General features: G+C 45.9%; 12 protein-coding genes and 1 pseudogene. 5 read left to right on the top strand and 8 right to left on the bottom strand.

Features of this window, described 5'->3' with window-relative positions:
* The 4 genes and pseudogenes from B5D35_RS19255 to B5D35_RS19270 all read left to right on the top strand — a co-directional run.
* A pseudogene (locus tag B5D35_RS19255) lies at positions 1 to 255 on the top strand (IS5/IS1182 family transposase); the annotation flags it as partial.
* Between the two features lie 145 nt (positions 256 to 400).
* Entirely contained in the window at positions 401 to 1204 is an 804-nt protein-coding gene (locus B5D35_RS19260; protein WP_078754132.1) for an ABC transporter permease, read from the top strand.
* A 13-nt stretch (positions 1205 to 1217) separates the two neighbouring features.
* Positions 1218 to 1979: an SDR family NAD(P)-dependent oxidoreductase gene (locus B5D35_RS19265; RefSeq protein ID WP_078754133.1), complete on the top strand. Its 762-nt coding sequence runs from the start codon at positions 1218 to 1220 to the stop codon at positions 1977 to 1979.
* Positions 1980 to 1987: 8 nt separating this feature from the next.
* On the top strand, positions 1988 to 3070 hold the full coding sequence (locus B5D35_RS19270) for a cysteine peptidase family C39 domain-containing protein (protein ID WP_078754134.1): 1083 nt from the start codon (positions 1988 to 1990) through the stop codon (positions 3068 to 3070).
* A gap of 117 nt (positions 3071 to 3187) precedes the next feature.
* Here the strand turns inward: B5D35_RS19270 and B5D35_RS19275 are convergent, their stop codons facing one another.
* Together B5D35_RS19275 and B5D35_RS19280 are read right to left on the bottom strand one after the other, a co-directional pair.
* Entirely contained in the window at positions 3188 to 5074 is a 1887-nt protein-coding gene (locus B5D35_RS19275) for a beta-N-acetylhexosaminidase (RefSeq protein ID WP_078754135.1), read from the bottom strand.
* A 402-nt stretch (positions 5075 to 5476) separates the two neighbouring features.
* Entirely contained in the window at positions 5477 to 8254 is a 2778-nt protein-coding gene (locus B5D35_RS19280) for a hybrid sensor histidine kinase/response regulator (RefSeq protein ID WP_244556669.1), read from the bottom strand.
* A gap of 176 nt (positions 8255 to 8430) precedes the next feature.
* Here B5D35_RS19280 and B5D35_RS19285 point away from each other — a divergent pair, with 176 nt between their 5' ends.
* Positions 8431 to 9531 (top strand): response regulator, encoded by a 1101-nt coding sequence (locus B5D35_RS19285; protein WP_078754136.1) that lies wholly within the window; start codon positions 8431 to 8433, stop codon positions 9529 to 9531.
* Positions 9532 to 9540: 9 nt separating this feature from the next.
* Here B5D35_RS19285 and B5D35_RS19290 read toward each other — a convergent pair whose 3' ends face one another.
* The 6 genes from B5D35_RS19290 to B5D35_RS19315 all read right to left on the bottom strand — a co-directional run bounded on the left by B5D35_RS19290 (position 9541) and on the right by B5D35_RS19315 (position 15571).
* Positions 9541 to 10149: a LysE family translocator gene (locus B5D35_RS19290; RefSeq protein ID WP_212567556.1), complete on the bottom strand. Its 609-nt coding sequence runs from the start codon at positions 10147 to 10149 to the stop codon at positions 9541 to 9543.
* 141 nt (positions 10150 to 10290) lie between these two features.
* The gene (locus B5D35_RS19295; RefSeq protein ID WP_078754138.1) at positions 10291 to 11670 is read right to left on the bottom strand and encodes a TRAP transporter large permease; all 1380 of its coding nucleotides are present in this window, start codon (positions 11668 to 11670) and stop codon (positions 10291 to 10293) included.
* Positions 11667 to 12233, bottom strand: a complete 567-nt coding sequence (locus B5D35_RS19300) for a TRAP transporter small permease subunit (RefSeq protein WP_078754139.1) — start codon at positions 12231 to 12233, stop codon at positions 11667 to 11669. Before B5D35_RS19300 ends, B5D35_RS19295 begins: the two co-directional genes overlap by 4 nt.
* An 81-nt stretch (positions 12234 to 12314) precedes the next feature.
* Positions 12315 to 13424, bottom strand: coding sequence for a TRAP transporter substrate-binding protein (locus B5D35_RS19305; RefSeq protein ID WP_078754140.1), 1110 nt, complete (start codon positions 13422 to 13424; stop codon positions 12315 to 12317).
* Between the two features lie 331 nt (positions 13425 to 13755).
* Positions 13756 to 15132, bottom strand: a complete 1377-nt coding sequence (locus B5D35_RS19310) for a PepSY-associated TM helix domain-containing protein (protein ID WP_078754141.1) — start codon at positions 15130 to 15132, stop codon at positions 13756 to 13758.
* Between the two features lie 94 nt (positions 15133 to 15226).
* On the bottom strand, positions 15227 to 15571 hold the full coding sequence (locus B5D35_RS19315; RefSeq protein ID WP_078754142.1) for a hypothetical protein: 345 nt from the start codon (positions 15569 to 15571) through the stop codon (positions 15227 to 15229).
* Positions 15572 to 16282 lie beyond the last annotated feature (711 nt).

Raw genomic sequence — 16282 nt, forward strand, 5'->3', positions numbered from 1 at the left:
TGGGAACAAGGACACCCTCGCAATTTAGCAGTAGGTTGTCAAAAGCTCTACGGCTCCAACAAGAAGTGGAAAAAGCGGTATGGCTATCACAAGCGCTCACTATCAGAGACAGCAATGTACCGAGTAAAACAGCTGCTAGGTGGGAAATTAAGCCTAAGAAATTACAATGCTCAGGTTGGCGAGACTTACGCTATGATCAAAGCGCTGAACAAGCTTACAGGACTGGGTATGCCTGAAACTCAGTATATTGCTTAAGAACCGAACAACTTTAGGCTGCCATGTCTTCCAACCGAATTAAGCAACAAAGCCCTTCAACTCTTTTGGATTGTCGCTTTGTGGGGATTATCTCGTTTGGTTTGGCAACGTGGTTGCAAAAGCTTCATCGCATTAGGAGGTTAGTATGTGGGACGATTTGATTAAGCACGTCAAGATCTATGGGTTTTTGCTTAAAATAAACGCCATGCGTCAACTGGAATACCGCCTCAACATAGCGTTGAACATAATGGTTGAAATGGGCTATTTGTTAGTCAAACTGATTTACGCCTACATCATTCATGATACCGGGGTTCATATTGCAGGACTGTCTCCCGACAGCATTTATTTGTTCATCGGAACGTACATGCTGATGACTGTTTTCTTTGTAAGTATGCTCCAATTTAATATCATCGTATTTGATAAACAAATTAGAGACGGTGACTTCGACTTAATCCTTACTAAACCGATTTCGTCTCAATTTATGGCGACGTTAAAGCATGTAGATACGTGGATATCTATCCCTAATATCATTGCCGGCATTGGTCTTATTGTATACGGTTGGCAAGCGTCTAGTGTTCCTGTTTCAGCAGGCAATATTCTTGGTTTCCTTGGCTTTGTTGCTCTAGGTATTGTGACCATGTATGGATTGTTCGTTTTGCCGCTTTTACTGGCGTTCAAATTCAAAAATATCTCTGCATTACAAAGCTTCTACTGGGCAATGTGGGACTTTAATAACCTTCCCCACAAAATCCATTTCCGCCCGGTTCAACTGTTCGGCGCAGTTATGTTCCCGCTGTTTTTGATCACTAACTGGTCACCTCTTTTTGTGCTTGACCAGCTTTCCTCTATAGAAATTGCATGGGGTATTGCTGCCCCAATCATTTTGTTTAGCCTGACACGAGTGCTGTGGAAAAAAGCACTTCACTACTACGAAAGCGCAACGAGCTAAAAGGACTTATTGAGTGTTTGATTTAACAGGTAAAACTATTCTAGTCACTGGCAGTTGCAAAGGTATCGGCCTCGCGATGGCGAAATCGCTGTATCAACAAGGCGCACACGTAGCGATAACAGCGCGCCAAATCAGTGCCTATCCAGACGTCATGAGACATTTTAGTGATGACTCAGAAAGGGTGTTATTGCTCAACTGTGATATCACCACTGAAGCATCGATTGAGCAGGCGGTTGAATCCGTCGTAAGTTGGGCTGGCCAAATCAACGGGTGTATTGCCAATGCTGGTGAGCGAGGTTCAGGAATAAACGTGGTTGACATGCCAAATGAGTGTTGGCAGCAAAATATAAACACCAATCTGAATGGAACGTTTTGGACACTCAAATACGCAGCCCGAGAAATGAAAAAACAGGGTGTAGGCGGACGACTAGCTGCCACCGCGAGTGTTTCAGCACAAAAAGGGAACGCTGGTTTCGCGGATTACGGAGCCAGCAAAGCCGCTATAACTGCGCTATGCAGGTCACTCGCCGTGGAGCTAGCACGAGATAAGATCACGGTAAACTGCATTCTTCCCGGTTGGGTTGAAACGGACATGAACCAGGATGTGCTGTCGGATAGGAGGCTATACGAATCTATTAGGCGCTTAAGAATTCCAATGGGGCATTGGGCAACGCCCGAAGACATAGCGCCTGCCGCTGTCTACCTAATGTCAGCCGAAAGTGGCTATCAAACGGGTGACACGTTAACGATTGATGGTGGATATACTATTTTTTAAGGACTCTTATGACGAACCCACAATGCCTTATTCAATCACTGCCTGTTTCTACGTTTGAATTTGATAAGGAATCTTTAGAAGCTCCGCCGAATTGCTTTGTCTTTGGTTTGTATACGCTTGCTTCAATGGAGCACGCAATTCTGCCAATCTCAGCGCTTTTCGCAGAGCACAGTTTTTCATTTTGGGACGATTATCATACCCATGAGCAGATAATCGACCCACTTACGGAATACACCAAGTTTGCTTTCTTCAGGCATCACAAAGACCCCTATCTGGCTGTCACAACTGAAGGGGTTTACGGGGAAATGGTAGACATGATGTCTGACCGGTGTGGTATTTCCATTGACGTCCTTCCCTTCACCCATATTGATGACTTTCTAAACCATGTTCACAGGCAGTTTGAACTAAACCGTCCGATCCTATTGGATTTCGATATGGGTTACATTCCTTCTCGGCACCAGTACAAGATCATTGTAGGGAATGAACATACGGTATTTCTGACTCAATACCGTCAAGATACACAACAGTTTCTCATCAACGATCAAGATATCGTAAACGACCCTGTGCCATTGGATGATTTCATAGCCTGCTTCGACTCAATGATCAAAATGAAGGGAACCTTTAACTGTTATCAAGTGACCCTAGATAAAAATAAGCCCTCACTGCTCACTGTGGAGCAAATAAAAGAGGATGTGCAGAAAAATGTCGCAAACCTCAGTACTGACCATTTCGATTTAGGGATGCAGGCCGTCAAGCGTTATATTCACGCGATGATAGAACTAAAATCACTCAATGAGAATTTCTCTACTTTTGGGACGTGGGTGTTTATTAATCAGCGAAAACTCCAAACACGTTGGTGCGATCTCGTTGCTCAAACACTCACATCTCCTGAGCAAGTGCTCGCATTAGCTCAGCTTAGAAATCACCTTACAGTGACACTAAGCAAGTGGAGTGAGTATGCAATGCTTGAAAAACTGGTTCGGAAAACGGAGAGAATACGCCCAGAACAACAAGTTAAAAAAGGCATTGAAGCCGCGCAACTCGAACTAGAAAGTCCAACATTTTGGTTGAACCTTCAAAAGACACTTTGAGTTTTCTATCTTGCACAAAAAAGCCTTATCTATATAGATAAGGCTTTTTATTTTAACTCAGAATAACATCAATCCGAGTGAATCCAGAATACTCGGATTGATGTGTATATCTTTAACTTAACATGCTCTGAAGTTGATTTCTTGCGTCTTTAAATACTCAACGTGCGCACTGACTCTTGGAAGAAATGTGGTCCAATCTTTCTTCTCGGGTTGGGTCCATGCCACTTCTGCCACGGCAAATAAACGCGGATAGTGCAAGAATTCCAACGTTTCCAAGTCTTTGACAAACTCGGTCCAAACAAGGGCCTGAGTACCAATAACTTGCTCTTGTTCTTCTACGCCAGAAGGCTCAAAGTCGTATGCGGTTTTTAGGTCAATCGATCCTGCCCAAAGTACACCCGTTTCGTGAATGTCTCGGTTCCACGCCATATCAAGGTAAGTAGCTTGTGCTGGGCACATCAACACAGGGTAACCAGCTTTAGCGGCTTTCTGACCTTCTTCTTGGCTCGACCATGCACATACGATGGCATTTTTTGAAATTTTATTACCGTGGCTCGCTTCTTCCCAAACCGCTAACTGACGCCCTTTGTTCGCAATGTAATTTTCTAAATGCGTAATGAGGTGCCCTTCTAGCTCCCTGACATCTGATAAGCCCAGCTCCTTCTGTTTCTCTAAACAAGCAGGAGAATACTCCCAAACATGCTTAGGTACCTCATCACCGCCTAAATGGATAATTTTAGACGGGAAAAGATCACAAACCTCATCCAATATACTCTCTAGCACGGTATACGTTGCTGGCAATCCAGGATTTAGCACGTTGTCTTGATATTGTTGGATGGAAACATAGTCTGACGTGTCTTCTCTTTCTTGAAGTAGATGTGGAAGTGACATGATCAACGCGCGCGCATGGCCAGGAACATCAATCTCTGGAATAATCGTAATCTCGCGCTCTGCCGCGAAAGCCAATACTTCACGTACTTCATCTTTAGTGAAAAAGCCACCGTAGCGACCCGGACCAGAACCAAATTGAGACGGTTGCGCTTCCCCCTCACCACGCCATGCACCGACTTGAGTAAGTTCAGGATACGCGTCTATTTCTAATCGCCAACCTTCATCATCCGTTAAATGCCAGTGGAAGTAGTTCAGTTTTAACCATGCCATTTGATCGATAACTGTTTTCACAGTATTCAGAGAGTGAAATGAACGCGCACAATCGAGGAACTGTCCTCGATAGCCAAACCTTGGCTCGTCTTGAATGTTGCAACATGCAACGACACCATTGCCAGTAATGAACAATTGAGCGAGAGACACTGTGCCGTAAAAAAATCCGGAAGACGTAGAAGCGTGAACAACGATTGATTGCTCTTGAACAGAGACTTGATACGCTTCTGCGCCTAGCTCTTTTTCGTCAACTTGAATGAACGATAATGTCGGTTTTTCATCTGCTTGCTGAATCGTCGTATTTTTTAGCTGGTTAGACAACCATTGAATAGCATTGAATGAGCTCTTCGTTGCGGTACTCACTGTCAGGATGTCAGATAAATGGAATTGCCCACTTGTTTTGAGGAAAGACTGAGGCTGGGGAATAATGCCGGCTTCCGCTGAAGGTAATATCAGTTCAGCGAAATCCAATTCGTCGGGTTGAGCCATATTCTGGCGACCTAATTCCACGGCAATGATGTCCCCTTTAGCTGTCTTAATATATGCTCCGCAGGGACGCTCTGATAGACATGCAAGTTTAGCGGTCATACTCTGAACACCAACCGTCCAGCTTTCACCCTTAGAAAGTTCAAACCCTTCAGGTGGGGAAAGTTCAATATGAGAACCAATTTGCTTATGAACGGCACCATTGATTATACCGTCTTTTTCAACGAATCGAGGCATGTCAAAGCACAATACAAAGTCTTTGAAAGTGTGGTTACTGACATTTTCTAGCTCAATGTTCAGTCTAAGTACTTTTTTCTCATTCTGCAGTATTTCAATATGTAAAACTGGCGTATTCAAAACCCTACCCTTATGACCGTAATTTGTTGTTCAAAAACAATATTTTCTGCGCTCAACCTTACTTAGCAGCGACCAATTATCAACCAGTTACACAGCGATATTAGACTGATGTCTTAGTTTGAGAGCAAGAAAGTCCCCTGAGAAAAAAGGGTCATAAATCACACCAATATTTCAGCCTTAGGAATGTCTTTATGCCTCACTGAAAAGCGTCAATACGGATAGGTTTTTCTCAATGAATGGTGACCTTTCTGGTGCAGTTAGATTAAAAGCACTCACTAAAATCAAGGGTGGAGAACAGAACAAGCACGAATATCAACGACTCGTATTCTGAACGATGACGAGTGACAGGGAAACGAGTACACAATTCATGTGTACTCAATGCGTTGGTTCCAATTCTAAGGACTAACCCGTTTTCTTCTTCAAGTCTTTCAGATGTTCTTCCGCTGTCAAAAAATCGAACTGGTTAATAGCGTCCTGCAGTTTCTTAAATTCTTCGAGTTGATTACACCAATGAGGCAACGACTTCGATAATTGGCTCACTTTGTCCTGCACCTCAATATCAAACTCCTGCAAACTGGTGTGAAGTGCATTGATCTGTTCAACAAGATACGAATCTAGCGGCTTCACTTCCTCATCAACCGAGACTGGATCCTCATCTGTTGCTGAGCTCGCCGCAATTTCATCAAACTTTTCAAGTGCAGTGGAGACCAAGGTTTTCAATGCCAAAATCTCCCCCTCTGTGACCGCTTCACCCGCGTTGTATTTATCTTCTATTAGGCCTGCCGCACCCGAGATTTCATTGGCGCCAATGTTGCTCCCTGCACCTTTGCATGAATGCGCCAATATCGCTTTGTCACTGTTGTCACCCGCTGCGAGAAGTTGATCCATCGCTGTCAATTGGGAGTTAAGGAACAAAGACAATATTTTTAGGTACTTTGCTTTGTTGCCACCAAGACGTTTCACGCCTTCTCCCAAACTAATTCCGGGAACGTTATCAACCATCAGGTCAAACATCGTTTCATCGTATTCCATGACTACCCTCCTTCGGGCTGGCTGCGCCTCTGATGCTACTGTTTCTTTCGGTTGACGGTCATCAATCTCTCTATGACTTGATAGTTGTTCAGCATTGACAATTGATTGCTCCGCTAGGGGGCGTTTCGTTGCCACGACGCTGTCAGAACCTAAAGAAACAGTATTCTCACGAGTCTGCTGAGGTGAGTTTTTTTCTGAGGGACGATGCGTATGGCCTTGGAGAAGCCATCCCGTCACCTTTTGTTTCAGGGATTCAAATTCTATCGGTTTTGCAATGTGTGCGTTCATTCCTGCTTCTTTGCAGGCCGCTACATCATGGGCATCTGTATTGGCCGTCATCGCCAAGATAGGCAAGTCCTTTAGCCCCATTTCTTGTCGAATATGCTTAGTGGCTGTCACGCCATCAACAACGGGCATTTGCATATCCATGAGAACAAGGTCGATCGCATGTTTTTTTAGCAACTCTATGGCTTCTGCACCGTTGTTTGCCAGCAGCACAAACACGGGGAGTGACTCAAGTGCGCCTAACACCACTTCTTGGTTAATCAGGTTATCCTCAACCAGCAATATTACTTTGTTTCTCAGAGCTAACTCTTCTTCAGGAACATCTTCCAGCTCCAACTCCTGGCTATATTCATTGCCTTTTATCAAACAGACAGTTTGCTTTTCTTCCGTTACCGCGCGAAGAAATGCCGAAGGCAAAACAGGTTTAACAACGATTTCAAAACGAAAGGGTGGCCGAGTTTCAGTGATATCAAGACCATGGTGTTTATCCGTGAGCAGGTAGATCGAATGCTCGTTCGGTATTGAGGGAAGAATACTCGATAGCATGGAGGTCATGTCTGAAGAAATCCCCGACCAATCAATAATGATTTTCTGAAACACACCCCTTTCAATGATTGACTTACATTCTTCAATTTCCGAGAGGGTTCTACATTGGCTGACATTAGCACCAGCGAAAACCAACGGATTACAGATATTTAAACATTGAGATTTGTTGCTCGCGACAACCAGCGCACTCACACCCGTCAATGAACGAGCCCATGCAGCACCCAGTTGCGATGTTTCCCTCACGCCGGATTGACAAGGCAACGTGAAAGAAAAAACACTCCCTTCCCCAAGCCGACTGTCGGCGCTCAATTCTCCGCCCATCAGGGCAATTAGCTCTTTCGACAGTGAGAGACCCAAGCCTTTTCCACCCTGTTCTCTCGATACTGAATTGTCTACTTGGGAGAAAGGCACAAACAACGATTCAAGATCTTTCCTTCGGAAACCTTGCCCTGTATCCCTGATAGAGAAGCGGATCATGACATCGTCATCACGTCGGAATTCCAAGCTGACCGAGACAGAGACTTCACCATCATCGGTAAATTTGATGGCATTATCTCCAAGAGCCATAAGCACTTGTGTCATTCTCACCGAGTCGGCATCAATCAGTTTGGGAATATTCATATCAAGATTCACAGAGAACTGAAGACCTTTGTCTTGAGCCCGCTCTCCCAATGTATTGGCTACCGGCGTCAAAATGGTTTCGATATTGCATTCGACCCACTCAATTTCTAAGTTGCCTGATTTGACACTGGTGAAGTCGAGAACCGCGTTTACCGCTTGGAGTAAAGAATGCGCCGATGTAATTACACGTTTAACATAGCGCCGTTGCTTCCCTTGCAAGCCGCTATCTAGCGCAAGCTGTGACATCCCTAAGATGGCGTTAAGAGGTGTTCTCAACTCATGAGACATATTGGATAAAAACTCTTTCTTCGCTTGATATGCCGCGCGAGAAGAACGTTTGGCGATGCTGAGTTCTTTTTCTTTTTGCCTTAAATGCCCACGTAACAGCCGGACTTCCTGTTCATTACGTTTAAACGCAACAATAAAAAATACCAGAGCAGCCGCCAGTGCGATAAAAACCGCCACAATTGCTGAAATAGCACTCATCCCTTCTCCTACTGGTGGCAGTGTCGGTGAAGAGAGATAGCCATATTCTTTTTCAGCCATCGCACTTTGTGGGAAAAATGTCAAAGCGAGCAAACCAACACAACATGCCTTTTCAATACCGTGATACCTATTATTCAAACATGTAGCCATTCGCCCCTTTACTCTGATAACCCAGCGCATTCCATCTGAATTCCAATCAATGTTCATCATGTTGAACTGCACCTACTTCGAATGACTAACCCTACAGCCGAAAGCTGCACCTTAGAATGAGCCTCATGCGAGACCCTAAATACATGTCTCAACTAAAATATTACGTCTCGTAATTGGAACATTAGTAAGAGTAGACCTAGGATTGAATAAGTGAAAAGTGAATCAGGGCCCATTGGATGTTGTCACCCGAAAACAATCCAAAAAAACGCGCAACTATTCTGGTGGTAGACGACACACCCGAAAATCTCGTTTTTGTCAGCGAAATGCTGAAAGAAAAATACGAAGTAAAAGCGGCGACGAATGGACAAACCGCATTGGCCATCGTCGAAAAGTTCTCTATCGACCTTATTTTGCTTGATGTCGTCATGCCTGGAATGGACGGCTATGAAGTCTGTCGCCAAATCAAAGCCAAAAAATACGGAAACGATATTCCCGTTATCTTTCTCACGTCAAAATCGAAAGCGGAAGATCAAGAGTTCGGCTTTTCCGTCGGCGCAGCGGATTACATCAAAAAGCCACTGAGCCCACCAATCACGATGGCGCGGATCAAAATTCACTTAGAAAACAAAGCGTCGAAAGATTTTCTCGCTGACCAAAACGAATTCCTTGAAGCAGAAGTTCAACGCCGTGTGAAAGAATTAAGTGTGATACAAGATGTCACGATCAATGCGCTGGCTAGCCTTGCGGAAACACGTGATCAAGAAACGGGCAATCATATCGTCCGCACGCAATATTATGTGAAGATCTTAGCCGACCAACTGTATTTGAAAGGGAAACACACCGACATTGTCACCCCTGAGTTTATTACCATGGTGTTCAAAACGGCCCCTCTCCATGACATCGGCAAAGTCGGTATTCCTGATGCCATTCTCCTCAAGCCCGGAAAATTAACGCAGGAAGAATTCCAAACCATGAAAACCCATGCAAAATTGGGTTATGACGCCATTGTTAAAGCAGAGGTCGAAGTCGGGGCACATTACCCTTTCTTAAGTGCGGCCAAAGAGATTGCCTATGGGCATCATGAAAAGTGGGATGGCTCAGGGTACCCGCAGGGATTATGTGGCGAGGATATTCCTCTAAGTGCAAGATTGATGGCTATCGCAGATGTTTTCGATGCGCTGGTCAATAAACGGGTTTACAAAGCAGCAATGACGAATGACGAAGCCTTTGAGATTATTCGAGAAGGCAGAGGGTCACACTTTGACCCTCTACTTGTCGACATCATGTTTGAAGTGAAAAGCGACTTTATTCGTATTTCCGAGCAATACAAAGATTAAATCTAGGGGTTAGCCGAGTGCTAGCCACACACCCACGCCCACCATTAATGAACCTGCAATACGGTTCATTAACTGAACGTTCCCACTTTTTTGTAGAATATGACGCAGAGTTCGTCCACCACTCGCATACAGCAGCAGACATGCAAACTCAGTGATCAATATGATACTAATCAAAATTGAAAGCTGTGGTGCTAACGACTGTGCCGGGTTAATAAATGGCGGCAGCAGAGAAATATTAAACGCCCAACTTTTCGGGTTAGAAACCGCCGTAAAGAAGCCCTGAAGTGTTAGCGTCATTGGAGACGTATTGCACCCTGCTTGAGGGTCATCAGAGATTGCCATCTTGCCTTTTGATAGCCACATCTGCGCGCCAACGTAAACAAGATACAAACCACCCAGGGTCTTTAGTACCGTAAAGACATTCGGGTAGTTCAGCATGATTGCGGCAACACCAATTACCGATGAGAAAGCCACAAGGCCCACACCTGCAAGTTCACCCCACATCATATACAGGCTACGACGAACCCCAATACTCATCCCCAACGTCATGGCAAGTGTCATACACATGCCTGGCGTGATTGAAACAAAGAAAAAAGTTGGAATAAACACCGCCAACATGGCGATATCAACAGCGGATACCACTTAAACTCCGGACTGAAGCAAACAAAAAGTGGCTTAGTAAATGCTGGCGACAGGATTTCGTCAAGCAATATAAGTGGATAAAAAAAACCTCCAAATTTGGAGGCTTTTTAATTCATTTTAACCGTAAACAATATCGGGCAACCAGGTCGCCATCGTAGGCCAATACGCGAGCAGTGCCAGCACCAATAGCTGAATGCCGATGAATGGCATCACCCCGCGATAGATGTCCATCGTCGAGATAGAATCTGGCGCGACACCCCGTAAATAGAATAATGAAAATCCAAACGGCGGCGTAAGAAATGACGTTTGCAAGTTGAGGGCTATCATGATCCCTAACCACACAGGGTCAACACCCATGGTCAGCAAAATTGGTGCGACAATCGGGATCACCACGAAGGTAATTTCAATAAAGTCGAGAAAGAAGCCAAGCAGGAACAGTACAAGCATTACGAGCAGCATCGCACCGAAAACACCCCCTGGCAGACTGGTCAGAAAGTCTCGAACAATGTCGTCCCCACCAAAGCCACGGAACACTAACGCAAACAGCGACGCACCTATCAGGATCATAAACACCATGGCTGTCACTTCAGTGGTTGTGCGCAGCACGTGTTTCAACATCGACAGATTGAACATACGCTTGCTGACCGCCAAGATAATCGCTCCGACAGACCCCACAGACGCGGCTTCTGTCGGGGTCGCCACACCGGCCAAAATGGACCCCAACACCAAGACGATGAGCAACACTGGCGGAATAAGCACCGTCACAACCTGCATCAGCAGTTCTGTGCTCACTTTTCTTTCTTCCGCCGGGATAGGTGGTACGCGATGCGGCTGCAACAAGGACACAATGATGATGTAAACGATATATAGACCAACAAGAACAAAGCCTGGGATCAAAGCACCCAAGAAAAGGTCCCCGACGGTGACGCTATCTGGTGAATAGATCCCCTGATCAAGCTGCGCTTGCTGATAAGCAGCAGAAATTACATCGCCCAATAATACCAATACAATTGATGGGGGAATAATCTGACCCAAGGTACCCGATGCACAGATGGTTCCCGTCGCAATGCGTGGGCAATATCCGCGCTTCATCATCGACGGCAACGACAGCAATCCCATAGTGACAACAGTCGCCCCAACAATGCCGGTACTGGCCGCGAGCAGCATACCGACGATGGTAACGGAGATGCCAAGGCCGCCCGCGAGGCCACCAAACACCTGTCCCATCGTATCAAGCAAGTCTTCTGCAATTCTGGATTTTTCCAGCATCACCCCCATAAACACGAACAGAGGAATAGCCACCAATAGCTCATTGGAGAGCGTGCCAGAAATTCGGTTCGGGATTGCTTCAAGAAAAGCAGGGTCAAACGTGCCTGTCGCTGAGCCGATAAATGCGAAAAGCAGTGCAGACCCCCCTAACGAAAAAGCGACCGGATAACCCGCAAGTAATACACCGAATGTAAAAAGGAATAGAAATAGCGCGAGGAACTCTGTCATAACGCGTGCTCCTCGTCATGATCTTCAAGTTGTTTGGCCAAACCTTGGTGACCGGTAAGAGTCAGAACTGACTTCAATGCTTCAGCAAAACCTTGTAGCAGTACCAGTGCTGGCATCAATAGAATGCTGGTTTTAAAAAGGTATCGGGCATCTACACCGCCGGCTTCTTGAGAGCCTTCCATAATGGACCAAGAAGCGGCCACATAATCCCATGCAATATAAAAAATAAAGGTACAGGTCGGCACGAGTAAAAAAAGGAAACCGAATAAATCGACCCAGGCCTTTTTCTTGTCGGATGCAGGACGATAAAAAATATCTACGCGAACATGTGCGCCTTTTAACAGCGCGTAGCCTGCCCCAAGCATAATGACGTAATTGTGAAAATAAAGAATGGACTCTTGCATGAAGACTGAGCCCGTGTTGAACACATACCGCATAACCACGACAACGAAGGTGATCATGACGATTGCTAACACGAACCAAGACACAACACGTCCTGTCCAGTCACTAAATCGATTTATGCCTCGAATCAGGGCAATAAGAAAAGGAGAAGCGGTATCCATGCGACTACTCTGACTGCAATTGTTGGGCAAAAAGGGGTATGCAAAATCGGGGGAGACATCCGCCTCCCCCGCGAAAAATAACTACTGAGGATTACGTGCGTTCAACATGGACTGCTCAGAAATAGCATGCCAGTCAACAGCTTGGTCACGGAAAGATTTGTAAGAGTCGTATACTTTCTTACTGATCGCATCGACTTCTGCCTGCTCAGCAACCACTTGATCTGCCAGAACCTGAAGCTCGGTCAATACCTGCTTAGGATAAGGGCGCAACTCGATATTGTGCTCATTGATCAGACTTTCCAGTGCAGCATTATTGCGTGCTGTGTACTCGGCTAACATATCCGCATTTGCCACGCGTGTTGCCGCCAGAACGATCGCTTGTAGATCTTTCGGCAGTTTGTTGAAGGCTTCTTTGTTGATCAAGGCTTCCAGCGTTGTACCTGGCTCATGCCAACCTGGGTAGTAGTAGTATTTGGCCGCTTTATGCAGTCCAAATGCTAAATCGTTGTACGGGCCAACCCACTCCGTTGCATCGATAGCACCAGATTGCAGCGATGGGAAAATTTCACCACCAGGAAGAAGAACGGGCGTACCACCTGCACGCTTCAACACTTCGCCGCCCAGACCAGGAATACGCATTTTCAAGCCTTCCAAATCTTGAATAGTGTTGATTTCTTTATTGAACCAACCGCCCATTTGCACACCGGTATTACCGGCTGGCATTGGGATCACACCAAAAGGTTCATACGCCTCAGCCCAAAGCTCCAAGCCGCCACCGTTGTATATCCACCCATTCATTTCCTGCGCATTCAAACCAAACGGTACCGCCGCAAAGAACTGACCTGCAGGCGCTTTACCTTTCCAGTAATACCCTGCGCCGTGGCCCATTTCTGCCGTGCCGCGAGACACTGCATCAAAAACATCCAGTGCGCCAACCAACTCACCTGCGCCATAGACTTTCACGTCCAATCGTCCATCACTCATGTCGGTGATCAATGCTGCAAGGTTATTTGCGCCAGTGCCTAGACCAGGGAAGTTCTTTGGCCAAGTAGTGACCATTTTCCATTCGATTTTTTCTTGTTCTGCAGACTTCGCCTCAGCAGCAGCTTCCTGTTTTTGCTCCCCGCAGCCTGACAGCAGCACACCCAGTGCAACTGTTGTAGCGGCGAGAAATGAACGACGTTTAAACATGAGTTCGATCTCCTTGCTTGGGTTTGGCCAAAATGCGTGCAGCACAAAATGTTGTGTCAATAAGATCAGGTACTGCTTTACTTCGCCTTGTTACCCCCATTAACGAACCTCGTTAACAGGATGTTTAAAATACTTTACTCATTTTGATGAGCGGCCAATAGCAAGTTCACTGGGTTGTTTGAAGTTGGTCAAACAATAAACTGGCATTCTTTAAATACCTGATAGATATGACCCTCTGTGGCTTATGAACACCGTGCTACCTCGCTACTTCGTTGAAAATTTACTGACCTGAACTCAGAAAAAACGAAAGCCCCAAACGGGGCTTTACGTGTTAATTAATGGCGTGTTTTATCGCGGGAATCTTTCTGAATACCAACCAGTCAACTCCCACAATGGCAACCACCGATGTCCCAGCCAAAGGAAATAACACACTAATCGTCGTCAGCGTGATAAACCCTAATACCCAGAATCCACTTCCAACCGGACTCGGTGGCGCAGCCAGACGGCCGGCCCCTTTGGGACGGCGTTTCCACCACATAATCCCGCCAGTTAAAGCAATCACAATAAACACACTACAGAAAAAGACGTTAGCAATTTTATTCACCACACTGATGCCCCCTTTGTGCAGCGCAATGCCCGCCGCCATGGATTTCGCTAACAGGTTATAGTCATCAAATCCTATGTCTGCGAGTACGTCGCCACTGTAACGATCGACATGCATCGTTCTGTCTTGTGTCGGGTTAGTAATGTCACCACTCATCGTATTCGCTGACAGGGTAAACACGCCGGTTTCAGACGAAGGGAAACGCAGCTTGTAGTGCGTAAAACCCGCATCATTGGCCATACTAACCATTTCATCTATACCGACATTGCGAACGCCAAACACCGATGCGGGAACCTGCGTCAATTCGAGATTCCAGGGCATTTCCTCTTCCGAACCGTGATTCAAAGACTTATGCGTCAACGTAGACTGAGGCACATTTTTAGAACGTTCAGCGGGAAAGCTCCCCCACGGCTGGACTAACTTTCCCCCCCAAACCCCAGCCCATGCCAAGCCTGATAAGATGAAAAACAGCAGTACGAGAGAAAAAACACCGCCTAAGTTGGCGTGAAGATCTCGCATCAAGGTGCGTGTCCCACTGCCCGTTCGGATTTTCAGAAAGCCCGCCTTGCTGGTCTCATCCCGCGGCCACCACATATAAAGGCCAGACACGAGTAACAAGATAGAAAAACTCGCCGCAATTTCAATGAGATAGTCGCCAAGATCACCGATAAGCAATGTGCCGTGAATATCATTGGCAAGCTCATACCAGCTATCGCTGCGGTCAATCAGTCCTATCACTTCCGCCGTGTAAGGGTTAACAAGTACAAAACGGGTTGTTTCATCAGGAAAGCGAACAGAAAAGCGACTAGGCGCATCGAAATCGCGAGGAGGGATATATTGCGTAACGACCGTACCAGGGAGTGCTTTTCTAACCGCTGCCAGCTGCAAAGAAGGCACTGCATATTCTTCCTGAGGCTCGACAACGAGCAAGTTTGCATAGCGGGCGGATTCTATCTCTTTATCAAACAACATAATTAGCCTGGTAAAACTGAGCATCAGCATAAAAGGGATAACGAATAATCCTGCATAGAAGTGCCAGCGCCAAGCAGTAAAATAGCGCACCTTGTCAGTGACAGATTGCGACGCTTTGATTTGTTCTATCATGTATTTCCTTTCCATCAGCAAACACACCGCGATGCAGTGCATTTTTAAGACTTAACGAAGAAGGCGTTAACCTTGCTACCTGTTTTTATGGGCGTTAGCTAAACAGCGTGATGAAAGGCGGGGCGCGCACACGTGGGGATGTGAACTTGGTACGTTGAACAAATAGTACGTAATCGGGATTGCCCTTAAATTTAACGTAAGTGTGGCTATCGGCTGCAGAGAGTGTCAGTTGATGACACGATGAAAAATGGCTAAACGGACACGGTTTTCCATGGTGCTTTCCGTTATGGGGGACGTCGTCTTCCCCCTCCACTTGTACCAGTTTGAATCCATTGACGGAACAAAGTCTTTCCCATATGCCAGCGTTACTGCCGTGAGCATTGATTACGGGCATTAGCGAAACAAGTACCCAGCTTAAGGCACTTGCTAACAGCATCATTCGCTTAAATGGGCGGTTCACATCTTCTCTCTGACCGTTATGACAAACAGAAAACGTAGTCTATGCAAGCGAATGTCATCGTGCGCGAGTACAAAAAAACAGCAACCAGTGCGCGTGAGATAGAAAAGAGGTTACATAGTCGAAAGGATTAGGTATTTGTATCTATAGCGATACACCCCTGCGATGTCTCCATTCCCCACTGTCTAGCGCTTTTTATCCTGAACTTATTTCAAACATCCATTTAGACGTCTAGCCGTAAAAATATCTATTGACTTAGGTCACAACAATAAATAGCATCAAATTCCAAGATGCAAAACAAAAGCAAATAATATCGCTAGCATTTTAACGTTTATTTAACACGATTTTGTCCGTGCGACCTGAAGTCGTATGAAGCGCTGTTCACCGCGATAAGAGTGAACCATCTGTATCACCAGATGACCCTAGGATCCTGAATAAAGCAGCGGATCCGACAATGTAACGAAGTCCAGTAAATCATGGGACGGGAATGGAATCGTGAGAGGACGTTCCTCCTGATAACCACAAATCGGGTAAGTGCTAGGGTGTCGGTATGATGAACGTAAGTGAATCCATGTAAGGTGCGTTATACGAGGATCAGCGGAAGTGGTTAATACGCTGTGGCCAAAAGGCACGAGAGTAGGAAAGAGATTGGACAGTACTCTTTCGTGATCAATACGCTCTCCGCACTATAGT

This window comes from Enterovibrio nigricans DSM 22720 (assembly GCF_900167155.1).
GTDB classification, from domain to species: Bacteria; Pseudomonadota; Gammaproteobacteria; order Enterobacterales; family Vibrionaceae; genus Enterovibrio; species Enterovibrio nigricans.